Genomic DNA, 22,222 nt, shown 5'->3' with positions numbered 1-22,222 from the left:
CGCCGCGGCCGGTGAGAGAGGGGGCAGTGTGCCGAAGATCCAGGCGCCGACCGTCGCCGAGCATCGGGCCGCGCAGCGGGCGGCCCTGCTCGACGCCGCCCGCGCCCTGCTCTCCGAGGAGACCGAGCGAGCCCCCAGCCTGGCGGCGGTCGCCCGCCGGGCCGGGCTCGCCCGCTCCAGCGTGTACGCCTACTTCTCGTCCCGCGACGATCTGCTCGACGCCCTCATCGTCGACACCTTCCCCCGCTGGTCGGCGTACGTCCGGCAGCAGATGGACAAGGCCAGGACCCCCGGCGACCGTGTCCTGGCCTACGTCAACGCCAACCTCCGCCTCGTCGCCCGCGGAGACCACGCGCTGGCCCGCGCCCTCGCGGCAACCGGCCGCACCGACGCACTCGCCAACTCAAGCCGCCTCCTCCATGACGAACTCCAGACGCCGCTCCGCGCGGCCCTGGCCGACCACGGCGCGTACGACCCCGACCGGACCGCCGAACTCGTCCAGTCCCTCGTCTACACCCTGAGCCGGATGATCGAGGACGGCCTGTCCGAACGCGCGGCCCGCCGCCTCGCCCGCGAACTGCTCGCCCCCTACCTGAACTCCACGCCGACACGTCCGACGTGACGGCCGTCCCACGTCGACATCGTGCCGGTGGCGTCACTGAGGCTGTCGCCCCCGTGGACACACACCGAACGCGGCAGGGGACGGCGTGGTGACCACGATGCCGACGACGTCGCGCCCGCTCTGGACGCGCAGTCCGAAGCCCTAGCGTCCGCGCTCGTCCGCGACCTCGCCCATGGCGGTGACCCCGGGCATGTCGGCGGCCGCGCGGTAGGCGGCGGCACGCGCCTACGGCGGTGCGGGGACCTGGCTGAGCAGGTCGAACACTCAGCTCTTCAGGAGCTGGAGCACCGGTCGTAGACGAGCGACCGTGTCCGGGCGTGCGAGCACTGGCCGTGCAGCAGGAGGCACGTGGCCTGGCGGTCCTCGGCGACGCGGCCGGCACCGGCCGCGGGTTCGACAACGCGCGTGAGCTGACCGCGCAGGCCGCCGAACACCCCGAGGATGAACCGCCGTGGATTTACTTCTTCAATCCCGACATGCTCACCATGCAGCACGGGCTCGCCTGCCAGTACTTGGGACGGCATAAGAAGGCGGTCGAGCTGCTGACGGCTGGACTCGACGCGCTGTCGCCCGAGGTGCGTCACGCCGAATGGGTGGCGTACTACCGCCTTGATCAGACGCGGTCTCTGCGAGCACTGCACGAGGATGCAGAGGCCGCACGAGTCCTCGACGAGGTCGCCGACCTTGCCGAGCGTCTCGGCTCGGCGCGGCTTGCCCGGCAGGCGGCGGCGCTTCGCTGACGCGGCGACGCCCCGCCGTGGTGTCCCAGCTTGTCGCCGAGGGCGTGTTCCTGACGGCCCCCTCCCCCTGCCGTCTGCTGTGGTGCACGTTGCTGTGGGGTGATGCTGCGCACCTGCACGCGGCCACCCGGCGCTCGGTCTCGACCCGGCCCGGAACGTATTCACCGCCCCCGAGAGGCGGGGATGAGGACGCCAGAACAGAAGGCATCGCCCTGCCCGGCCCGTACCTTGGATCGTATGCCGGTGGGAACTCTCTTGGTCAGACGTGCCCGACCAGAGGACGCCGAGGCGGTCAGCACCGTCCATGTGAGGTCCTGGCAGGCGGCCTACCGGGGACTCGTCCCGCAGTGGTACCTGGACGAGCTGGATCCCCGGCAGCGGCGACCGGTGTGGGAACGCCGTATCAGGGAGGCGGACTGGCCTCGGAGCGGCCTTCTCGTCGCGGTGCGGGACGAACGGGTCGTGGGGTTCCTGGGCATGAACCCGGTCCGGGACCACGACCTGTCCCCCGAGATGGTCGGGGAGGTCGCGACGATCTACGTCGACCCGCGGCACTGGGGTGAGGGCGTCGGCGGCCGGCTCATGCGCGCGGGGCTGGAGAACCTGGCGAGCGCGGGGTACCGGGAGGCCGCCCTGTGGGTGCTGAAGGGCAACGACCGGACGCGGCGCTTCTACGAGGCGGGCGGCTGGCGCGCGGACGGCACCGTGAAGCAGGATGACACGCGAGGGTTCCCGCTTGAGGAGGTCCGCTACCGCCGCGTCCTGCGCTGAGCTGTCGCCCCCATGGCAGGCACCGGCAGGTAGCGTCAAGTACCGGCAGGGATCAGCAGGCACCCGGGCGGGTGTAAAGGCGGCTCGCAGGCTGCGGAGGAGACTGGCGTGACGGGGCTGGGGACGCTGCTCGACGTCGTGGCCATCGCGGTCGGCACGGTGGCCGGTGTGCTGCTCGGCGACCGCGTCTCCAAGAAGCAGCGCGACCTGGTGCTCGGCGCCATCGCCCTGTTCATCATCGTCCTGGGGGTGCAGCAGGCGACCCAGGCGCTGACCGGCCCGTTCGCCGAGCGGATCGGCGATGCGGCGGCCCTGGTGGTGCTGGGGTCGCTGGTGGTCGGCGGGCTGCTGGGCGGGCTGGTCGACATCGAGTGGCAGCTCAGGCGGCTCGGCATGTTCCTCGAGCGCCGCTTCTCCTCCGACGGCGAAGGAACGTTCCTCACCGGGTTCCTGGCCGCCACGCTGCTGTTCTGCATCGGTCCCATGGCCGTCCTCGGCTCCCTCGAGGACGGCCTCCGGGGGAACGTCCAGATCCTGGCGGTGAAGTCCCTCATGGACGGGTTCGCCGCGCTGGCCCTCGCCTCCGGACTCGGCTGGGGTGTCGGTTTCTCACTCCTGCCCCTGGGCGTCTACCAGGGCGGGCTGACACTCATCGCGAAGGCGGCCGGAGCCGGCATCGATCCGGTGGTGGTGAGCTGCATGTCGGCCATCGGCGGGGTCCTCGTGCTCGGTGTGGGAGTGCGGATGCTCGAACTGAAGGAAATCCCGGTGGCGAACCTGCTGCCTGCGCTCGTGGCGGGGCCGCTGGCCACCGTCGTGATCCTTTCCGTACAGAGCTGAGGTGCGCGCGAACGGACATCACGCCCCTCACCCGCCCGCAGGGGACATCGGGGCGGACGTCAACCGTTCACCCGTGAGGCACCGGGGTGGGTCCACTTCAATTTCCCCGACCCGGATCTGACCTACTGACGGAACGCCAATTACGCGGAGAACTTCGCGCGGTTGCGGAAGAGCAAGGCTGACTACGCCCCGGACAGCGTGTTCCGTCTCCAGCAGTCGGTTCCGGGCGGCTGACATGACCCCGGAATCACAAATCCCGGCGGCCACCGTCCCGACCACGCCCATTCGGGCGGCGCTCGTCTTGGGGTGGCGACGGGGCGGGCACGGTGGGCGGCGCCAGGTCCCGCGGACCGGCGCCGGTGGCGGTCCGCGGGACGGTGCCGCGGTCAGTCCGCGGTGCGCTGGGCGAAGAGGTAGGCGCGGTCGGTGGAGAGCTCGATGCCGGGGTAGGGGCGCCGTTCGACCCTGGCGTCGACGGCGAAGCCCGCGGCCTCCAGCAACCCGGCGACGTGCGCGGGGTCGAGCAGGCAGCCGTCCAGGGAGACGGCGTGGCCGAACCATTCGTCCAGGTGCACCTTCTGGTCGCCGACGTGGAAGGCGAGCAGCAGGCGCCCGCCGGGACGCAGCACCCGGGCGAACTCGGTGAACACGGCAGGCAGCAGCTCCGGCGGCGTGTGGATGATCGAGTAGAGGGACATCAGCCCCGTCCACTGCCGGTCGGCGGCCGGCAGCGCGGTGATCGATCCCTCGTGGAACGCGATGTCGGGGTGCAGGCCGCGGGCGAGCTCGACCATCCGGGGGGACAGGTCGACGCCGATGATCGGAAGACCGAGGTCGGCGACGAACCGGGTGATGTGGCCGGGGCCGCATCCGACGTCGGCGGCCATGGGGTCGCCGACCTGCGGGCCCAGGGCCTTCACCTGGTGGGCGAAGGCCTCGATCAGCCCCCGGTCCAGCGGCTTGTCCCGCAGTTCGTCGGTGTACTGCGCCGCGTAGTCCTCGGCGACCGTGTCATAGGTGGCCCGAACCGTCTCATCAATGGCGGGATCACTGTCCACGGCCGAATCTCCGACGCCTTCCGTTTTGCTTGTCGTGTTCATCTGGAGACCGGTGACCCCACCGGCACACCCGTGATCATGCAACACGGCAGCCCCGGCGCCCCGCTGTTCTGGGACAAGTGGCGGATTGCGGCCGCGGCGCGCGGGGTGCGGCTGCCCTGCTACGCCCGTCCCGGTTACGCCGTGGCCTCGGTCCCCTGCCTGCCACACCTTCCCGTTCCTGCGGGGCACTCCTGACAGTACGGGGCGAGGAAGCCGCCCCTTCTCATCGACAAATCACGATGATATTTATGTATCCCGATGATTCGGGAAGGGGCACCGGGATGCTGATGAACCGCGTCGAGACCGCGCTGATCAACAGCCCGCCGCGGCGGTGGGTGCAACGGTGGTACGAGACACCGCTGCTCCTGCGCATGGGCGGTCCGCTGGACGAGGGAGCGCGGGCCCTGGAAATCGGCTGCGGCTCCGGCTACGGCGTGCAGTTGATCCTGGAGCGGTTCGGCGCCGGACGAGTGGACGCGATCGACCTGGACCCCGCGATGGTCACCCGCGCCCGTCGCCGACTGGCCCGCTACCGAGGCCGGGTGCGCGTCGGAGTCGCCGATGCCACCGACCTCACGGGACTGGTGCCCAGGGACGGCACGTACGACGCGGTGTTCGACAACGGCATCATCCATCACATACCCGAGTGGCGGAAGGCCGTGGCCGAGGTGGCGCGCGTGCTGCGACCAGGCGGTCTCTTCTATTTCGGCGAGGTCACCGCCCACGCGCTGGCCCGGCCGAGCTACCGCCTGCTGTTCGATCACCCCGAACACGACCGCTTCACCGGCCGGCGCTTCCTGGACGTCCTGGACGACCACGGCCTCACGGTCCGCGCCAGCCGCGAGCTGGTGTTCGGTGACTTCGTGCTCGGCGTGGCGCAGAAGTCCGTCCCCCGTGACCGTCCTGGCGCGGCCTCCGAAAGGCAGCCGTGATGGGCGCCGGACACGGCCACGGGCACGGTGCGGCTCAGGTCACCGAGCACGCCGGAGGGCGGCACCGCCGACGGCTGGGCGCGGCCTTCGTCCTCATCGGCTCGCTCTTCGCCGTCGAGCTCGCGTACGGGCTGCTCTCAGGGTCGCTGGCGCTGCTGTCCGACGCGGGTCACATGGCCGCCGATGTGGTGACCCTGGCCGCGGCTCTGGTCGCCACCAAGATCGCAGCACGGCGGGACACCACCGGCCGCCGCACCTACGGGTCCTACCGGGCCGAGGTGTTCGCCTCCGGGTTCGCGGTGCTGGTGATGCTGGGCACCGCCGTCTACATCGTCGTCGAGGCCTTGGGCCGGATCGGCGCGGACGCCGAGGTCTCCTCCAGGCCGATGCTGGTGGTCGGCGCGCTGGGCCTGGTGGTCAACCTGGCCGCGCTCGCGCTGCTGCGCGCGGGCGCCGCCGAGAGTCTGAGCGTCAAGGGCGCCTACCTGGAGGTGCTCGCCGACACGGCCGGATCGGTCGGAGTGATCGCGGCCGGGATCCTGGTCGCCACCACGGGCCGGGTCCTGTTCGACACCGTGGTCGCGCTCGCCATCGCCGTGTTCGTCGTGGTCCGCGCCCTGGGCCTGGGCCGTCAGGTGCTGGCGGTGCTGGCCCAGCACGCCCCCGCCGGGCTCGACGTCGACGCGGTGGCCGCGGAACTGGCCGCCGTTCCAGGCGTCCAGGACGTCCACGACCTGCACCTGTGGACGTTGACCTCCGGCATGAACGTGGCGACCGCCCACCTCGTCACGACCGAGCAGGCCGACGCGCACGCGGTCCTGGACCGCGCCCGCGAACTGCTCCGCGACCGCCACGCCATCGCCCACGCAACCCTGCAGGTCGAGCCCGCCGACCACGAAGGGTGCGACGAAGTCGGCTGGTGATCCCCGAAGGAACCCCTCATGGCGCTGACCGCGTTGACCGTCTACCTGCTTTGGGCGGCGCTGGCCTTGGGCCTGCGCAGCTGGTTGCAATGGCGTCGTACCGGCGACACCGGATTCCGCGGCGGAGGGCTGCGCCGCGGCACCGTCCAGTGGTGGGCCCGGATGCTCTTCGTCGTCGCTTTGATCACTGGTGCCGCCGGCCCCATCGCCGCTCTGGCCGGCCTGGGTCCGATCGGCTTCCTGGACCGGCTCGCCGTCCAGATCTCCGGGACGGTCCTCGCCGCGGCCGGCGCGGCCGCCACGTTGGCGGCGCAGGCGTCCATGGGCAGTTCGTGGCGCATCGTCGTCGACGACAACGAACGCACCGGTCTGGTCACCGGGGGCGCGTTCGCCGTGGTCCGCAATCCCATCTTCACCGCAATGATCGTCACCGCTGCGGGGCTCGCCGCCATGGTCCCGAACGTGATCTCCCTGGTCGGCTTGGCGCTGACGGTGACCGCGATCCACGTGCAGGTCCGCGCCGTCGAAGAGCCCTACCTGCTACGCGTCCACGGCGACGCCTACCGCGGTTACGCCGCCCGCGTCGGTCGGTTCCTCCCCGGCATCGGACGCCTCCCATGAAAGACATTCCGGCGTCGTCCAGGCGACTGCGGCGGCGACCTCGATGACCGAGCCCCATCCCGAAGGCGACCAGCGCCCCTGAGATCGCGATCGTTTCAGCGGTGATCGCCACGATCGTCGTCCATGCGGTTGTCGACGATGGCTGCGACCACCGGCCCCCCGCCCCCTCCAGGTCAATGGCGCTTTCCATCGCGGGGACGGGCCGAGCGCCGCGCTGGTCAGCCGCCCGCCACCGGCTCGGTCGGGGCGACGGAGTCCTCGCGGTTCTGCCGGGCGGCGGTCCCATAGGCGGGGCACAGTGCGACGGCGCGGTCGGTTGCGCTCAAGAGGTGCTCGGCCGAGCGCAGCAGATCCATCAACTCGGGGGCGGCGATGAAATAGAACGACTGGCGGCCCTCGGCGCGGTAGTCCACCAGCTTGCAGTCGCGCAGGCAGCTCAGGTGTTTGGAGACCGTGGACTGGGCCAGCCCCAGCTCACGTGTCAGGTCCACCACGCGGGCCTCGCCGCGCGACAGCCGCTGCACGATCGACAACCGCACCGGATCGGCGAGCGAACGGAACAGCGCGGCCGCCGGCGCCAGTCCGTCCAACGGCGTCATTCCACGGTCAGAATCAATCGCCATATCGCGATGATAACGGTTTTCTTAGTCACTCACAGAGGCTGGAACATCGCGGGGATCCTGTCGTCGGCGGGGAAGTCGTCCTTGCCGCCTGGCAGGCGGTTCCATATCTGCGGCACGGACTGTCGACATCCATGCCATTTCTCCCCGTACCTGGGCATGTCGCCGCTCGCGTACCGCTGCGCCCACAACGCTCCGGACCTGGAGGGCGGCGGCCCGGACGTCCTCAGTCTCGGGAGAAGGGGGCCCACGCGCTGATGGCGAAGCCGTCGCCGTCCTTGCGGACTTCGGCGGCTCCATGCCCCGGCCAGTGCGCCGGTATGACGAGTTCTCCCAGCTCGGCGGCGCGGGAGAGGTAGGCGCGGCGGGTCTTCGCGGCGAGCTTGAGGTCGTCGCAGAAGCAGCTGTTCCATCCGGGTTCGAGGACTTGGACGGGGCTGTGCATCATGTCCCCGACGAACACGGCCCGGTCGGTCCCCGAGCGGAGGGTGAGGACGGACGACCCTGGGGTGTGACCCGGCGCGGGCTCCAGCAGGAGGTTGCCGTCGATCCTGTAGGCGCCCTCCCACAGGACCGCCTGTCCGGCTCGGTAGACGGGGGCGATGCTGTCGTTGAACACCAGCTTGCCGCCCTCCCAGCGGATGCGTTCGTGCTCGTCTCGCGGCGCCCTGGTCCGGCTGGGGTTCTCCGGGTTGAAGTAGAGGTAGTCGGCGCGGGGGATCAGATAGGTGGCGTTGGGGAAGGTGGGCTGCCACTCCCCGTCGCGCAGCTCCGTGTTCCAGCCGACGTGGTCGTAGTGGATGTGCGTGTTGACGACGACGTCGACGTCCTCGGGCTCGACGCCGGTCCGCCGCAGGCGCTCGAGGTAGTCGGTCTTCAGCCCGGCGAACAGCGGGATCTGCGGACGCTCCCGGTCGTTGCCGACGCCGGTGTCCACCAGGATGGTCCGTCCCTCGCTGCGGAGGACCCAGGTCTGGATGTGGCAGCGGTAGGCGTCGTCGTCGGGCGTCCAGAAGTCCGGCGCGAGCCAGTCCCGGTTGTCCTGCCAGATCTCCTCGGTGCTGTCGGGGATGATGAACCGGACGGTCCGGACGGGGCCGGACCACTCGACGACGCGCGTGATCTCGACGTCGCCGAGAACGATGGTGTCTTCGGGCATCACGGAACTCCGAGTGAACGAGACGGATTGACAAGGGGTTCAGGAAGACCCCTGGGACTCGGGCGCATAGCGGGCCAGGAAGGTGCGCACGGCCTCCTCGATCACCACGTCCGCGGGAGGCCGGTCGGCGACCTCCTCCTCGAAGCCCATGACCCCCGGCCAGACGAGGAATTCCTGGACGAGGCCCATGAACTGGCGCGCCGCGAGGCGGGTGTCCGGGCATCGCAGGCGCCCTGCGCGGACGAGACCGTCCAGGCATTCGGCGAACGCGGCCACGACCGGGCCCTTGCCGATGCGGTAGAACTCGTCCGCGATCCACGGCAGCCGCCCGGACTCGGCCACGACGAGCCGCGCGAAGCGGATCTGCTCGCTCTCGGTCGCGAAGCGGTGCATCGACCAGGCGAACGCGCGGAGCACCTCCTCGGCGCTCGCGTCGGCGTCGCACTCGACGAGCCGCCGGTCCGGGCCGGCGAACTCCGACCAGTGGTGGCGGACCATCTCCCGGAACACCGTCTCCTTCGAGCCGAAGCGGTTGTAGACGGTCTGCCGCGAGACTCCGGCGCGTTCCGCGACCCGGTCCAGCGTGACGCCGTCGTAGCGGTCGGCCAGGAACAGCTCCTTCGCCGCCTTGAGGATCTTCTCGTCGGATGCGGTCCGACGGCGTCCAGCCTTCTGCCCCGTGCCCGGCCGGTTCGCACCCGCCTGTTCGGGCACGTCGGCACGCTCCCGGCTCGCAGACCGGCCCCGGGGGCCGGGAACGTCACGGGCAGCGCTCAAGTGGTTCCGCACGGAGGCGTCCATGGAAGTCGTCCTCTCTCACACGTACGGAATTAGACTTTACAGTACAGTCCAACTACACCCGCAGCATCGCCTCTGACCAGGGCAAACGCGGGGACGTTCGAAGAACGCCCGCTCCTCGGACGAGGAGGAGGCACTGCGCCCGACGGCCGAGCCGGTGAGGCGGCACCTCGCTCCATCAGGTCCGAAAGGCGTCGACCAGGACGGCGACGATCTGCCGACGTCCGCCGCAGCGACCCGAGGGGCACCGACGGCGAGGAGGGCGACGCCGCAGGCGATCACCGTCGGCTCAGGGCGGCGCGTTCACAGCGCCAGGCCGGAGGCCAGGAACTCCAGGTTCTCGTCCACCAGGGCGGGCAGGTCGAGGGTCGCGTCGGAGTCGAGCCAGGCGTACATCGCCGACATCAGCACGCCCAGCACCGCCCACGCGAACGCCTGCACCCGCTGATCGCCGGGGTCCCGGCCGGTCCGCTCGGCGATCATGGTGGCCAGCGCCTTCTGGGTGCCGGAGCGCATCGCGTCGAACATGCGGGCGCGCAGCGCCGGCTCGGTCATCATCAGCCGGGTCCGCACCAGCACGCCCTCGCGTTCCCGCTCGTAGACCAACGGGAAGATCTCTTTCAGCGCGGCCCGCAGCGCCTCGATCGGCCCCAGGTCCGCGGGCTGCCGCCGGAACGCCTCCATCAGGATCGGGTCGTACTCGTCATCGATGACCACGTCTTCCTTCGTGGGGAAGTAGCGGAAGAACGTGCTCGGCGAGATCTCGGCCGCCGCGCAGATCTGCTCCACCGTGGTCGCCGCGTAGCCCTGCTCGGCGAAGAGCCGGAGGGCGTGCTCCTGGATCGCCCGACGGGTCCGCAGCTTCTTGCGTTCGCGCAGCGGCAGCCGTTGCAGATGCTCGTCGAACCGGTCCAGCGCCCACTCAGGAGGCGACGTGCTCATGCATCGATTCTGGGTCATCGGCGGGACCGGCCGCACCCCGCCGCCCGGGCTGGACGACGAGCACCAGCACCGCCACGGTCACGGCGGCGAGCGAACAGACCGCCAGCGCCGCGTCCATGCCCTGGACGTAGGCGTCACGGGCCGAGGCCAGGACCGCCGGGTCGCCCAGCCGGGCCGCCACCGCCGCGGCGCCGCCGAGCGAGTCGCGGGCGGTCTCGGCCGCGGCGGCGGGCAGCGTGCCGGGGTCGAACTCGTCGCGGTAGATCGAGGAGACGATGCTGCCGAGCCCGGCGATGCCGAGCGCCCCGCCGGTCTGCCGCAGCGTCTGGACGAGCCCGGAGCCGCGTCCGGTCTCCTCTTCCGGCAGGCAGTCCAGCACGGTGTCCATCGCCGGGATGAGAGCGAGGCCCATGCCGACGCCCGCCAGCGACAGCCACCCGGCGGTGAACCCGTAACCGTCGTCCACCTCGGTGAACGCGCCCAGCCCCAGCCCGGCGGCCAGCACGAACAGCCCGGCGATCATGAGCGGCTTGGCGCCCAGCGGCTTGGCGAGCCGGTCGGTGAGCGCCCCGGCGACCATCAGGCCGAGCAGCATCGGGATCAGCCGCGCGCCGGTGCCGAGCGCGTCATTGCCCTGCACGACCTGCAGATACTGCGGCAGCACGAACAGCGCCCCCGCCATGACCATGGTGGCCAGCGTGCCGGCCGCCAGCGCCCCGTTGAACCGGCGGTCGCGGAACAGGGCCAGGTTCATGATCGGTTCACGGGCGCGCCGCTCCCACAGGACGAACGCCGTCAGCAGCGCCAGGGCCGCGCCGAACGAGCCCAGCGTGACGCCGTCGTCCCAGCCTCGGACCGGGCCCTCGATCACCCCGAACACCAGCGCCACCAGGCCCGCCATCGACAGCGCCGACCCGGCCCAGTCGATCCGGGGCGCGGACGGGTCGCGCGACTCGGGCAGCAGCAGCGCCACCGCGACCCCGCCGACCGCCACCACCGGCACGTTGATCAGGAAGATCGAGCCCCACCAGAAGTTCTCCAGCAGCCAGCCGCCCAGCAGCGGTCCGAGCGGAAGGCCCAGCGCCATGGACGCCGACCAGATCGCGATCGCGCGGGTGCGCTCGTGCGGCGAGAAGATCGCGGGCAGCATCGACATCGACAGCGGCACCACCGTGGCCGCGCCCACCCCCATGAACGTGCGGGCGGCGATCAACGCGTCCGCCCCGTCCACCAGGGCCCCGGCCAGCGAGGCGACGCCGAACAGCGCCAGCCCGGCCAGGAGCAGCCGCTTGCGGCCGAACCGGTCGCCCAGCAGCCCGGCGGGCAGCAGCAGGGCCGCGAACACCAGGACGTAGGAGTCCACGATCCACTGCAGTTCGCTGGTGCTCGCGTCCAGCTCCTCCGAGAGCGTGGCCAGGGCCACGTTCAGGATCGTCAGGTCGAAACCGAGCGCAAGCAGCGCGAGCGCGAGCGCCCCCAGCCCCCACCAGCGCCGCGCGTCCCCCATCTTCATGGAAGCCACCTCCGAATGACACACACTATGAAATGAGAGTAACTCTCAAAAGATGGCGTGTGTCAACATCGGGAGAGACTTGGTCGACGCCCTGGACGCCAGTACTGCGCACGACGGTCGGCCGCCTCGCGGACCGGTTCGACACACGGCGGATCCCCCGCAGCCCGCTGCCGGCGGTGAATGACGCACTCCACGCACCAACGGCGACGTCCTGCTGGTGGCCTTCGACCGCCCACCCGTGCCTGCCGACGCCCCAGGTCTGGCCGGTTACGCGTCACACGCCTGGACTCGGCTTGGGCATCGGCGCGGCCAGCCGTCGCCGTCCGCAAGGTTCCCCTGGATCCGGCGCCGAGCTTGCGATGGCCGTGATCGGCACGCTCGTCTGCCGGCAGAGCGATCCCCCGGCGCGCTCCAGACCTCCGTGATCGCCGACTAAGGAATCTGCCTGAACGGTCGGCCCTGACGTCAGGCCCCGGGCATTGCTCATCCGCGGCGCGAGTGACGCCGCCCAGAGCACCGAAACGCCTTCAGTTGATCAGCCGCGATGCTCCGGTTCTCGGGGCATGTCCTTCGTCCACAGTGGCTCCCTGCCGACGGCGGCGGTGAGCGACTGATCACTTGCCGCAGAGCAGGATCAGTCCGCCGACCTGGCGAGATGGCTCCACTGACCGTCTCGCCCTTTCTTGGAAGCTTGTCACCGCTCAGGCAGTACGCTGATCGCTGTACGAGAACACCACATGATCAGTAGGTTTGGTTCCGTGGCTGACAGCGGTGGCTCACGGGTGCTTGCCGACCGTTACGTACTGCTGGAGCGCCTCGGCAGCGGGGGCATGGGAACCGTATGGCGCGCGACTGATCGACTTCTGAGTCGCACCGTCGCCATCAAAGAGATGCATCTTCTCGCCACGGGCGAGGAACTCGACAAGCAAGCCGCCCGGGCGCGCAGGGAAGCGCACACCATCGCTCGGATATCCCACCCGAACGTCGTCAACGTCTACGACCTCGTGGAGCAGGACGAGCGGCTGTGGCTCGTGATGGAGCTCGTCGACGGGCCCTCGCTGAAGGACCACGTCAAGGCGAACGGGCCGATGAGCCCGTCCGCCGTCGCCGACATCGGTCTGCAACTCCTGTCCGCTCTGGAGGCCGTGCACGCCGCCGGTGTGCTGCACCGGGACCTCAAGCCGGGCAATGTCCTGCTGCGCCGCGACGGCAAGGCGGTGCTCTGCGACTTCGGCGTCGCGGCGCTGGCCGGAGCCGAGTCGATCACCACGACCGGCGCGGTGGTGGGGTCGCTGGGATACATCGCCCCGGAACGGTTGAGCGGCGGGCATGCGGGACCGCCCAGCGACTTGTTCTCCCTCGGCGTCACCTTGTGTGCACTGCTGTCCGGCCGTCCCCCGTTCGCCCGTCCGGAAGCCGCCGGGGTGATCAACGCCGTCCTCCGAGAGGACCCGGAGATCCCGGCCGCCGCGGGACCGCTGCGCGCCCTACTCGAAGCGCTGCTGCGCAAGAACCCGGCCGACCGCCCCTCCATCGCGGAGGCGCGCGAGATGCTGCGGTCCCTCACCACGACGGCAACGGCCACGCCGGACGTTTCGAAGGCGACACGCAAGTGGAACACGGCTCCGCGCCGAACCCTGCTCGGCTTGGCGGCGTTGCTGTGCGCCGCCGTCCTGCTCGGCGTCGCCGTCACCACGGGTGTCCTGATGAGCCGATTGGGCAGCGAGGCCGATGCCCTCTCGGGGGCGGTCGCCTCCGCGCGATCGTCCGGTCAGGACTCGATGGACACCACGCGTCCGACCCCTGTCGACGCGGTCATGCCGGTTCCGGGCGATCCGGGTTCCACTGCCCCGGGCGACTACTGGATGTTCTCTGATGACACCTTCATCCGGTTCCGCGCCGCGAAGTCGGACTACCCGGTGAGGAGGCGCCACACGGCCGTCATGCGGCTCAAGGAATGGGACGACACGTTCGAGAACCTTCCCGAGTCCCGCAAGAAGATTGACGCGGCGCTACCAGTGCCGGGGTCCGCCGACGAGTATTGGGTGTTCTCCGGGAGCCGGTACATCCGGATCCGGCTCACCAAGTCCGGCGAGAAGTACGAGGACACGCTCGTGGCGGGGCCGAGGCCGCTCACCGACTGGAAGAACGCTTTCGGCGAGCTGACGGCCAAGGGCATCGACGCCGTGATGCCGACGCCGGACGACCCGACCCAGTACTGGGTGTTCGCCGGCGACCAGTACGTCCGGACCCGGCTGGACGGCGAAGGCCCCGGCGGCCAGGCCACCTACGGCCCCTCCGGCCTCGACGCGTGGACCGGCACGTTCAACCGGTTCCCCGACTTCAGACAGAAGATCGACGCGGTGCTGCCCGTGCCGGGCGCGCGGAACGACTACTGGGTGTTCTCTGGAACGCGGTACATGAAGATCCGGGTCACCGACGTCGAATACAAGGACACGGTGCTCGAGGGCCTCCACAACCTCCTCAACTGGACCGCCCTCGACTGAACCGCCCCGGATTTCCTTGGAGGACCGCCGGATATGGCGGATGGACGGCTCAGGTGGCGCCACTAGCTGTGGGCCGCGGTACAGCCGGCAGCGGTGGCGGAGAGTGCCCGCCGGTAGACGGCGATCACATCGTTGACGGTCTGCAGCTCGGCGACCGTTGGCTCCTGGTTCGCCGCGCGGCGGGTGGACGGGGCGGCGCGGTCAGGCGTACACGTGGGCGGCCCACTGGTTGAGACGCATCCTCTGGAGGCGGGTGAGCTCGGGGGGCTCGTACCGCTGCGCTCTGATGTGGTCGAGGAAGTCGCCCGGCAGGGCCAGGCCGTACTTGCGGACGTAGTAGGCCAGGTCGTGGGGCCACACCCAGGTCCCGTCACTGTGCAGGGACGGGCCGCCGGCCAGCTCGGGTTCGCCCTCGCGCAGCTCGCCGGCGAGCAGGTCCTCGCTTGCCTCCATCACCAGCGTCACCCAGTGTGCCTCCGTCAGGTACTTGTGCACCCGGGGCAAGTCATCAAGGCGAACGTCCGGGGCCGCGTCGCGGATGGAGGGGAGGTCGATCCCCCGAAAGTGGCCCTGCTCCCGGTAGAAGCCGACGATGCGAAAGCCCTTGAGCTCCATTCCGTGCCCTTCGTCAGCCTTGTGGGCGAGCTTCTTCCGGTTTCACCGCAGTCGATGAGGGCGACCCCGTTGTTGCGGTGTGCCGCCGACCTCCGCTCGAACGTGATCTCCCATCGTATTGGCCCATTCCTGCACCCACCCGCGGCGGTTGCCCGAGTGATAGGACGGCAGGCGGTCCGCATCACAGTCGGGGATTTCACGATCGTTCAGTGGGGCGGACGAGCCTTGTGGCCGTCGCCGGGATCGGCGCGAATGGTTCGGGGCTGGGCAGCGCCCTGCCGGATAGGGATGTCCGCAATCAGACATCTGCTCCATAAGTCGATAAAGCTCCTAAGCTCGAGTTCATTGATCGGTCCCCAGGGCTGAGGAGAGCGTGACGTCGGAGCGGGTGTCGGCAGGGGTCGATGTTTGTCGCCCCAGTGTGACGCGGCTGTACGGCCATCGCCTGGTCGGCGAGGGACAGCTGTCCGGTCGACCTGCTGAAACGGCGGCCCGAGCTGGGAAGCCTGCATGCGGTGCCGTTCCCGCTGTCGGACGGTCGGGGCACAACTCAACTGCTACCTGTGCGGCGCCGCACGCGAAGGAGGCCGCGGATGAGCCATCCCAGTATCGTCTTCGACCCCTACGGTGAACCCCGCCCGGCGGGCACCAGCCATCGGATGCTGGACGATCTCCGTGAGCGGTACCCGGCGTTCCGAAGTGAAGCCGGGCACGGATTCTGGGTGCTGACCCGACACGAGGACATCCTCGCGGCCTACCAGGATGTCGCGTCCCATTCCAGCCGCGCGATCTCCGTCATGGACCCGAACCCGCCCCACCAGTGGATTCCGATCATGCTGGATCCGCCGGAGCACACCGCGTGGCGGAGGCTGCTGCGCCCGCTGTTCACGCCCGCCCGCGCCGCCGCGATGGAGGGCGCCATCCGGCACCGATGCATCGAACTGATCGAAGGCCTGGCCGACAAGGGGTCGTGCGATTTCGTCGCCGACTTCACCCGCCGCTTCCCCACCACGGTGTTCCTGGAGTTCATGGGGCTGCCCACGGATCGGCTGGAGGAGTTCCTGGAGTGGGAGTACGCGATCCTGCACCCGCCTTCGTCCGGGGAGGGACGCGTCGAGGCCATGGGCAAGGTGGCGGCCTGCTTCCAAGAGTTGATCGCCGAACGGCGCGCCGACCCCCGCGACGACCTGGTCAGCGCCGCCATCGCGTTCGAGCCGGACGGCAGGCCGGTCACCGACGGCGAGCTGCTGCAGCTGTGCGTTCTGCTGTTCATGGCCGGGCTGGACACCGTCACCGCCCAGCTGTCGTACTCGTTCTGGCACCTGGCCCGCCACGACGCCGACCGCGCCCGCATCGTGACCGACCCCGAGATCATCCCCGACGCCGTCGAGGAACTGCTGCGCGCCTATTCGCTGGTGCTTCCGGCCCGCAAGCTGACCGTCGACGCCGAGGTCCACGGCTGCCCCATGCGCGCCGGCGACATGCTGATGCTGCCGCTCATGATGGCCAACCGCGACCCGCGGGCGTTCCGCGACCCGCAGACCGTCGACTTCGACCGCAGGCCGAACCGGCACATCGCCTTCGGCGCGGGCCCGCACCGCTGCCTCGGGGCCCACCTGGCGCGCCTGGAGCTGCGGGTCGCCCTGGAGGAGTGGCACCGCCGCATCCCGGACTACCGCATCCCGGACGGCGCTCAGCCCATGGAACACGCCAGTCTCGTGCTCGGCCTGGACACCCTGCCTCTCACCTGGTCGGTGTGAGCGACTCCGCCGCGCCCCAGGCCGCTCAGCGCAGCGGGCGTCCCGGACGGGCAGAACGTCCTGGCGACAAGCCGTGATCCTGGCAGCTGCCAAGGCGATGGACTCGCCTCCACGGCGCAGCTTTCAGCTGTTGCCGAGTCGCGCTGGGACCGGGGGCGCCACGCCTAGGGGGTTTGGACGGCTGGTGAGCCGTGCAGGGCCGTACGACTGACGTCCTGGATGGCATCCCTTGGCGGGCAGGTCAGCCCCGGCGATAGCTAGACCGAGTTCAGTTTTGAACCGAGTATGGCTATGGTGGCCGTGTGACAGGGCTACGCCAGCGCAAGAAGGAGCAGACCAGGCGGCGCATCGCCGCGGTGGCGCTGCGGCTGTTCACCGAGCGCGGTTACGACGCGGTGACGGTGAACGAGATCGCCGAGGCCGCCGAGGTGGCGAAGGCGACGCTGTTCGCCTACTTCCCCACCAAGGAGTCCCTCGCCCTGCACGGCGTCGGCGACGACGACCTGGCCGGGATCGTCGCCTCGCGGCCGGACGGCCAGACGTTCCTGGACGCCCTCCGAGCGCATTTCCGCGCGTTCGCCGCCAGGCAGATCCCCGAGGCGGACCGCGACGCGCTTCTCGCCCGGGTGCGCGTGATCCAGGACAGCCCGACGCTGCAGAGCGCCGCGAACGCGCTGCTCTACCAGCAGCGCCAGGCGTTGGCACAGGTCTTGGCCGACGAGTACGGCCCAACGGCCGCCGCTCTCATGGCCGCCCAGATCGCCGCGTCCCTGCTCACTCTCCAAGAGACGTACTTCCAGCGCCTTCTGGACGGCGCCTCCGCCGAGGACGCCCGCCGCGCGCTGGCCAAGGACGTCGAACTGGCCTTCGACCTACTGGAAAACGGACTCGAACGCATAGAAAGGCGCTGACGTGCGCGCACGAGGCATCAACTACGACACCGGAACGTTCCCCGGCTCCCAGCTCACTCGGAAGACCTTCGACCCCGAGCATGTCCGGTCCGAGATGGCGGTGATCGCCGGCGACCTGCATTGCGACGCCGTGCGCATCTCCGGACGCGACGCCGAACGGCTGAGCGTCGCGGCGCGGCACGCGGCCGACGCCGGGCTCGAAGTGTGGTTCTCCCCGTTCCCGATCGACGTCCCACCGGAGGACGTCCTGCCGTTCTTCGCCGATTGCGCGCGGCGCGCGGAGGCCGTGCGCGAGAGCGGCGCGGAGGTGGTGTTCGTGACCGGATGCGAACTCAGCGCCTTCGGTCGCGGCTTCCTTCCCGGCGACACCTACCGCGACCGTCTCCACGCCATGGTCAACGCCGACCTGCAGTGGTGGGCCTCTCTCGGGCCTGCGATCGAGCGCCTCAACGAATTCCTCGCGGAAGCCGCGGCGACGGTGCGCCGGCACTTCGGCGGGAAGGTCACCTACGCGTCCGGTCCCTGGGAACCCGTCGACTGGGAGCCGTTCGACGTGGTGTCCGTCGACGCCTACCGATCGGCACAGAACGCCGACGACTTCCGCATCCACTTGCGCGAGTTCTTCTCCCACGGCAAGCCGGTCGCCATCACCGAGTACGGCACGTGCGCCTACCGCGGCGCGGGCGACTTGGGCGGCATGGCCTGGCAGCCGCCGCCGGGGGCGGTCCCGGACGAGGACGAGCAGGTGCGCTACCTCGACGAACTGCTCGACATCTTCGAGGCCGAAGGCGTCGACACCGCGCTGTGGTTCGCCTTCGCCAACTACGACAAGCCCCGTGACCGTGACATCGCCTCCTACGGTGTCGTGCGCATGCTCGACGACACCCGGTGGGAACCGAAGAAGGTCTTCCACGCCATGAGCGCCAGGTATCAACGGCCGAACGGCCGCCACGACTGACGTTCAGCGCGATCGGTTCCCGTTCAGGGACCACCCGGGGCCCTACAACGTCTCGCTCACCCAATGCCAGCCATGCTGGTCCCTCTGCGCACGGACGAGCTGGGCGCCACTGGAATCCGCGAGTTCGGACACCATCCGGATCAGCTGACGATGAAAATCAGCGGGCGGGCGGCCAGAGGCCGAGCCCTCCAACAGGGCCACGGTGACCCTCGCCTCATCCCTCAGTTGCGCTGTCAGCCGACCGGTGTCGTCTAAACGGATCAACACGATCGCATCAGCCCGGACCAAGTCACGACCATCGTGAGTCACGATCCACACGTCGGCAGCCGGTGTGCCCATGATCATCTCTCCTCGACTCCGCGCCACATTCGCCCTTAACACCCATTGCAGCACGCACGGTCGCCTTCGGGGACAAATCACCTACACCCCGAGTCGTGTATCGCTCTCTCCCCGCCCCGCCCACCGGGTCGGGGAGAGAGCCGCGTGGGTCAGAAGCACACGGTCGGGCGGTGGCGTACAGGCGCCTCCGCAGTGCAGCGGATCCGAGCCCCAGTCACGCGCGGGGTTTCAGGGATAGGCGGATCTGCGATAGGTGAATCTGCGCCGTCACCCGGGGCGTCGCCGCCCACGCCGACACCGACGGATTCCTGCTCGGTGGCGGGCAGCCGGTCCCGGGCGTCGATCATGTCGTGGCCGTGAGACACGGCGAACGGTCGCGGACGGCGGATTCATCGCGCTGCCCGCGCCCCTGTGCACCGTCGGCACCGTCCCGGCCGCCGGGATCATGCTGGTCTTCGGCCTCGACGCGTTCATGTCCGAGTGCCGCGCCCTGGTCGACTTCTCCGGCGCGCGGTCGCCGCAGTCGTCATCGCCGAGTGGAACGCCTCAAGACCTGAACCGCGCCCGGAAGGCCCTCTCCAGGAAGCCCACCCCCGCCACGGAAGGCGAAGCCAGGAAGGAAGCCCAGGTCGGCCAGCTATTCACTCGGTATATACATCGAGTGTATAGTCGCGCCCATGTCGACTCCGCAGATCCTGCTGGCGTTGCTCGCCGAACGCCCCAAGCACGGATACGAGCTCAAGCGGGAACACGACGAGCGGCTCCCGGGGGCCAAGCCGCTGCCGTACGGGCAGGTCTACTCGACGCTGCAGCGCCTGGAGCGGGACGGGCTCGTGGCCGTCGCCGAGGTCGTCCAGGAGAACGGGCCCGAGCGCACGGTGTACGAGCTGACGCCCAAGGGCGAAGAGCGGATGCGGGCCTGGCTCGCCGAGACCGAACCGCCTCTGCCCTACGTCGGCGGCGCGCTGTTCAGCCGCGTCGTCATGGCACTGGTGGCGGGCGGCGACGCACGCGCCGGGCTGGACCGGCAGCGCGCCGCCCACCTGGAGCGGATGCGCGAGCTGACCCGCGCCAAGACCGCTCCCGGCGCGTCCGTCGCCGAGGTGCTCGCCGCCGACTACGCCCTGCTGCACCTGGACGCCGACCTGCGGTGGATGGAACTGGCCGTGCGCCGCCTGGCCGACCTGACCAAGGAGATCAGCCGATGAGTCCCCTGCTGCACGCGCGCGGCGTCGCCAAGACGTTCGGCCGCACCCGGGCGCTGCGCGACGCCTCCCTGTCGATCGACGCCGGAGAGGTCGTGGCGATCTCCGGCCCGAGCGGCTCGGGCAAGAGCACCCTGCTGCACTGCCTGGCCGAAATCGTCGTCCCCGACGAGGGCGAGATCCACTACGGCGGGACCCGCGTGGACGAACTGGACGAGGACGCCCGCACCCGCCTGCGGCGCGAGGCGTTCGGCATCGTGTTCCAGTTCGGCGGTCTGGTGCCGGAGCTGACCGCCGAGGAGAACGTGGCGGTGTCGCTGATGTTCCGCGGGACCGACCGCGCCGAGGCCTCCGCCGCCGCGCGGGAGTGGCTGGAACGCGTCGGCGTGGGCGACTGCGCCGCGCTGCGGCCCGGCGAGCTGTCGGGCGGCCAGGCGCAGCGGGTCGCGGTGGCCCGGGCGCTGGCCACCGAACCCGCGGTGATCTTCGCCGACGAGCCCACCGGCGCGCTCGACAGCGTCACCGGCGAGGAGGTGCTCGGCCTGCTGCTCGGGGCGGCCCGCGAGCGCGGCGCCACCGTCGTCCTGGTCACCCACGACAACCGGATCGCCGCCTACGCCGACCGCGAGGTCGTGGTGCGCGACGGCGTCGTGTCCGACGTCCCGGCGGTGGCCCGGTGACCGGGGAAGGGACGCGCATGCCGTTCGGCATCGCCGCGATGCTGGCGCGCGGCGCCTCCCGCGCCGAGCGGCGGCGGCGCCGGCTGCTGGCCTGCTGCGCCGCGCTGACCACGTTCCTGATGCTCGGCGCGGTGAACCTGGTGATGATCCGGGGCACCGTGCAGACCGACTGGGCCGGGCTGGTCGCCGAGGAGGGGCTGCGGCCGGGCACCGCGCTGGCGCTGGTGCTGCTGGTCATCCCGGTGCTGGCGCTGGTGCACCAGAGCGGACGGGTCGCGCAGGCCACGCAGGAGCGGCGGCTGGCTGCGCTGCGGCTGGCGGGCGCCACGCCCGGCGACGTCAGGCGGCTGGCGGCGGTCGAGGCCGTCCGCATCGGCGCGGCGGGGGCGGTCAGCGGGGGCATCGCCTACGTGTGCGCGCAGCGGGCGGCGATGGCCGCGCTCGGGGTGCACCACACCGGGCGGTACGCGATCGCGCTCTGGGTGGTTCCGTTCGTGCTCGTCCTGGTGGCGGCGGCCGCAGCGGCGGTCAGCCTGCTGGTGTCCCGCCACGTCGTCACCTCGCCGCTGCACGTCGCCCGGCGCGGCACCCGTCCCCGGCCGCGCCGCGCCGCCCTGATCCCGCTGGCCGCCGGCGTCGCGCTCATGGTGGTCAGCACGTTCGTCCCGTGGCTGGACCTCGGCCATTCGCTGCTGTTCCTCGGCGCCGCCGCCGCCCTTCTCGGTGTCATGACCGGCTCGAGCCGTCTGGTTCTCGAGGCGGCCCGCCTGACCGCCCGCCGGGCGCGCACCCCCGAGACACTGCTGGCGGCGCGGGCCCTGGAGGGCGACCCCCGCGCCACGGGCCGCACCATGGCGGTCGTCGGCCTGGTGGTCGCCTTCGGCACGGGCGCCGGCGTCATCGAGTGGGACGTGTTCCACAACGCCTCCACGGCGGACGCGCCGATCGGATCGTTCTGGCTGGTCAGCTTCGGCCTGACCTATGCGGCGCTGCTGTTCGCGCTGCTCGTGGCGGTCACCGCGCTGGTGGTGCACCGGGCCGAGGCGCTGCTGGAGAACGGCCGTTCCATGGCGGTGCTGGCCGCGTCCGGAGTCCCGATGGCGTCCCTGCGCCGGGCGGCGGCGCGCCAGACCCTCATCGCCGCGACCCCGGTGTGCGCCGTCGCGGCCCTGGCCACGCTCCTCGGCATGGCGCCGGAGCTCGTCATCGGACCGAGCCCGCTGATGGTCGTCTGGACGGTGGGCCGGGCCCTGCTCATGGTCGCCCTCGCCGTCGCGGCCGCGGCCGCCGTCACCGCCGCGTCCGGTCGCCTCCTCTCCCGCGCCGCCGCTCCGGAGCATCTGCGCACCGAGTGACCCGGGCGCGCGTGCCGGGCGGATCGCCGCGAGGCGATCCGCCCGGTGCTGCCAGGACCGGCTGATGGACGAGGCTTCCCGGACGCCCCTCCAGCTTCGAGCGCCCTGGCGTCGGTCCAGGGTGCATGCCCGGGCAGTGCGATGCCGACGTCGATGTGTCGTCCAGGCCGGTCACCGGTCGCCGGGGCGTCCGGCGCGTGCGTCCTGCAAGCCGGCCTCTAGCAGCGTCGCAGCTCAGCGGGGGTATGGCCGGCCGACACGGGAGGCCCGTCGTCGGCACACCGCGCACCCCGCTCTTGCGAGCGACGGCC

The 22,222-nt window shown here is 70.7% G+C and carries 22 protein-coding genes and 1 pseudogene; 15 read left to right on the top strand and 8 right to left on the bottom strand.

What is annotated here, in order from left to right; genetic code table 11:
* Positions 1-28 precede the first annotated feature (28 nt).
* The 5 genes and pseudogenes from AR3_RS05810 to AR3_RS32880 form a co-directional block, all read left to right on the top strand.
* A complete protein-coding gene (locus AR3_RS05810; protein ID WP_067909561.1) occupies positions 29-622 on the top strand; it encodes a TetR/AcrR family transcriptional regulator in 594 nt (197 codons plus the stop codon).
* 317 nt (positions 623-939) lie between these two features.
* Entirely contained in the window at positions 940-1,362 is a 423-nt protein-coding gene (locus AR3_RS05805) for a hypothetical protein (RefSeq protein WP_146150323.1), read from the top strand.
* Between the two features lie 255 nt (positions 1,363-1,617).
* Positions 1,618-2,133: a GNAT family N-acetyltransferase gene (locus AR3_RS05800; protein ID WP_217998467.1), complete on the top strand. Its 516-nt coding sequence runs from the start codon at positions 1,618-1,620 to the stop codon at positions 2,131-2,133.
* A gap of 108 nt (positions 2,134-2,241) precedes the next feature.
* Positions 2,242-2,973, top strand: a complete 732-nt coding sequence (locus tag AR3_RS05795; RefSeq protein ID WP_067909551.1) for a DUF554 domain-containing protein — start codon at positions 2,242-2,244, stop codon at positions 2,971-2,973.
* A 153-nt stretch (positions 2,974-3,126) separates the two neighbouring features.
* Positions 3,127-3,207 (top strand): annotated as a pseudogene (locus tag AR3_RS32880) (BBE domain-containing protein); the annotation flags it as partial.
* 152 nt (positions 3,208-3,359) lie between these two features.
* Here AR3_RS32880 and AR3_RS05790 read toward each other — a convergent pair.
* The gene (locus AR3_RS05790) at positions 3,360-4,031 is read right to left on the bottom strand and encodes a class I SAM-dependent DNA methyltransferase (protein WP_227023251.1); all 672 of its coding nucleotides are present in this window, start codon (positions 4,029-4,031) and stop codon (positions 3,360-3,362) included.
* Between the two features lie 323 nt (positions 4,032-4,354).
* Between AR3_RS05790 and AR3_RS05785 the strand changes: the two genes are divergently transcribed.
* The 3 genes from AR3_RS05785 to AR3_RS05775 are packed head-to-tail and all read left to right on the top strand — an operon-like array spanning position 4,355 to position 6,549.
* A complete protein-coding gene (locus tag AR3_RS05785) occupies positions 4,355-5,005 on the top strand; it encodes a class I SAM-dependent methyltransferase (protein ID WP_217998466.1) in 651 nt (216 codons plus the stop codon).
* On the top strand, positions 5,005-5,928 hold the full coding sequence (locus tag AR3_RS05780) for a cation diffusion facilitator family transporter (protein ID WP_067909545.1): 924 nt from the start codon (positions 5,005-5,007) through the stop codon (positions 5,926-5,928). The genes AR3_RS05785 and AR3_RS05780 overlap by 1 nt, the downstream gene beginning before the upstream one ends.
* An 18-nt stretch (positions 5,929-5,946) precedes the next feature.
* Positions 5,947-6,549: a methyltransferase family protein gene (locus AR3_RS05775; protein ID WP_067909542.1), complete on the top strand. Its 603-nt coding sequence runs from the start codon at positions 5,947-5,949 to the stop codon at positions 6,547-6,549.
* Positions 6,550-6,767: 218 nt separating this feature from the next.
* On the opposite strand, the gene AR3_RS05770 is transcribed toward AR3_RS05775, so the two are convergent.
* From AR3_RS05770 to AR3_RS05750, 5 genes are all read right to left on the bottom strand, one after another.
* On the bottom strand, positions 6,768-7,172 hold the full coding sequence (locus AR3_RS05770) for an ArsR/SmtB family transcription factor (protein WP_067909539.1): 405 nt from the start codon (positions 7,170-7,172) through the stop codon (positions 6,768-6,770).
* A gap of 223 nt (positions 7,173-7,395) precedes the next feature.
* Positions 7,396-8,328, bottom strand: a complete 933-nt coding sequence (locus AR3_RS05765) for an MBL fold metallo-hydrolase (RefSeq protein ID WP_067909537.1) — start codon at positions 8,326-8,328, stop codon at positions 7,396-7,398.
* A 39-nt stretch (positions 8,329-8,367) separates the two neighbouring features.
* Complete coding sequence (locus AR3_RS05760) at positions 8,368-9,042, bottom strand: TetR/AcrR family transcriptional regulator (RefSeq protein WP_067909534.1); 675 nt, start codon at positions 9,040-9,042, stop codon at positions 8,368-8,370.
* 387 nt (positions 9,043-9,429) lie between these two features.
* The gene (locus AR3_RS05755; RefSeq protein ID WP_083950983.1) at positions 9,430-10,068 is read right to left on the bottom strand and encodes an acyl-CoA-like ligand-binding transcription factor; all 639 of its coding nucleotides are present in this window, start codon (positions 10,066-10,068) and stop codon (positions 9,430-9,432) included.
* Positions 10,049-11,581 (bottom strand): DHA2 family efflux MFS transporter permease subunit, encoded by a 1,533-nt coding sequence (locus AR3_RS05750; protein ID WP_227023252.1) that lies wholly within the window; start codon positions 11,579-11,581, stop codon positions 10,049-10,051. Before AR3_RS05750 ends, AR3_RS05755 begins: the two co-directional genes overlap by 20 nt.
* Positions 11,582-12,264: 683 nt before the next feature.
* On the opposite strand from AR3_RS05750, the gene AR3_RS05745 reads away from it, so the two are divergent.
* On the top strand, positions 12,265-14,088 hold the full coding sequence (locus AR3_RS05745) for a serine/threonine-protein kinase (protein ID WP_146150324.1): 1,824 nt from the start codon (positions 12,265-12,267) through the stop codon (positions 14,086-14,088).
* A gap of 201 nt (positions 14,089-14,289) precedes the next feature.
* Here AR3_RS05745 and AR3_RS05740 read toward each other — a convergent pair whose 3' ends face one another.
* Positions 14,290-14,703 (bottom strand): hypothetical protein, encoded by a 414-nt coding sequence (locus tag AR3_RS05740; RefSeq protein WP_067909528.1) that lies wholly within the window; start codon positions 14,701-14,703, stop codon positions 14,290-14,292.
* A gap of 593 nt (positions 14,704-15,296) precedes the next feature.
* Here AR3_RS05740 and AR3_RS05735 point away from each other — a divergent pair.
* From AR3_RS05735 to AR3_RS05725, 3 genes are all read left to right on the top strand, one after another.
* Entirely contained in the window at positions 15,297-16,463 is a 1,167-nt protein-coding gene (locus AR3_RS05735; protein WP_067909524.1) for a cytochrome P450, read from the top strand.
* A gap of 302 nt (positions 16,464-16,765) precedes the next feature.
* Positions 16,766-17,374, top strand: coding sequence for a TetR/AcrR family transcriptional regulator (locus AR3_RS05730; RefSeq protein WP_067909522.1), 609 nt, complete (start codon positions 16,766-16,768; stop codon positions 17,372-17,374).
* A 1-nt stretch (position 17,375) separates the two neighbouring features.
* The gene (locus AR3_RS05725; protein ID WP_067909519.1) at positions 17,376-18,332 is read left to right on the top strand and encodes a glycoside hydrolase family 113 protein; all 957 of its coding nucleotides are present in this window, start codon (positions 17,376-17,378) and stop codon (positions 18,330-18,332) included.
* Between the two features lie 42 nt (positions 18,333-18,374).
* On the opposite strand, the gene AR3_RS05720 is transcribed toward AR3_RS05725, so the two are convergent.
* A complete protein-coding gene (locus AR3_RS05720; protein ID WP_067909516.1) occupies positions 18,375-18,677 on the bottom strand; it encodes a hypothetical protein in 303 nt (100 codons plus the stop codon).
* A 671-nt stretch (positions 18,678-19,348) separates the two neighbouring features.
* Here AR3_RS05720 and AR3_RS05715 point away from each other — a divergent pair.
* The 3 genes from AR3_RS05715 to AR3_RS05705 are packed head-to-tail and all read left to right on the top strand — an operon-like array spanning position 19,349 to position 21,911.
* The gene (locus AR3_RS05715) at positions 19,349-19,879 is read left to right on the top strand and encodes a PadR family transcriptional regulator (protein ID WP_067909514.1); all 531 of its coding nucleotides are present in this window, start codon (positions 19,349-19,351) and stop codon (positions 19,877-19,879) included.
* Entirely contained in the window at positions 19,876-20,556 is a 681-nt protein-coding gene (locus AR3_RS05710; RefSeq protein WP_067909511.1) for an ABC transporter ATP-binding protein, read from the top strand. The genes AR3_RS05715 and AR3_RS05710 overlap by 4 nt, the downstream gene beginning before the upstream one ends.
* Positions 20,553-21,911 carry an FtsX-like permease family protein gene (locus tag AR3_RS05705; RefSeq protein ID WP_146150325.1) on the top strand — a complete coding sequence of 453 codons (1,359 nt, stop codon included), beginning with the start codon at positions 20,553-20,555 and terminating at the stop codon, positions 21,909-21,911. The genes AR3_RS05710 and AR3_RS05705 overlap by 4 nt, the downstream gene beginning before the upstream one ends.
* Positions 21,912-22,222 lie beyond the last annotated feature (311 nt).

The sequence above is a fragment of the Actinomadura rubrobrunea NBRC 15275 genome, assembly GCF_001552235.1.
Taxonomy (GTDB): Bacteria; Actinomycetota; Actinomycetes; order Streptosporangiales; family Streptosporangiaceae; genus Spirillospora; species Spirillospora viridilutea.
The sequence above is the reverse complement of the archived record's forward strand: the minus strand, read 5'-3'. Positions and strand labels throughout refer to the sequence as shown.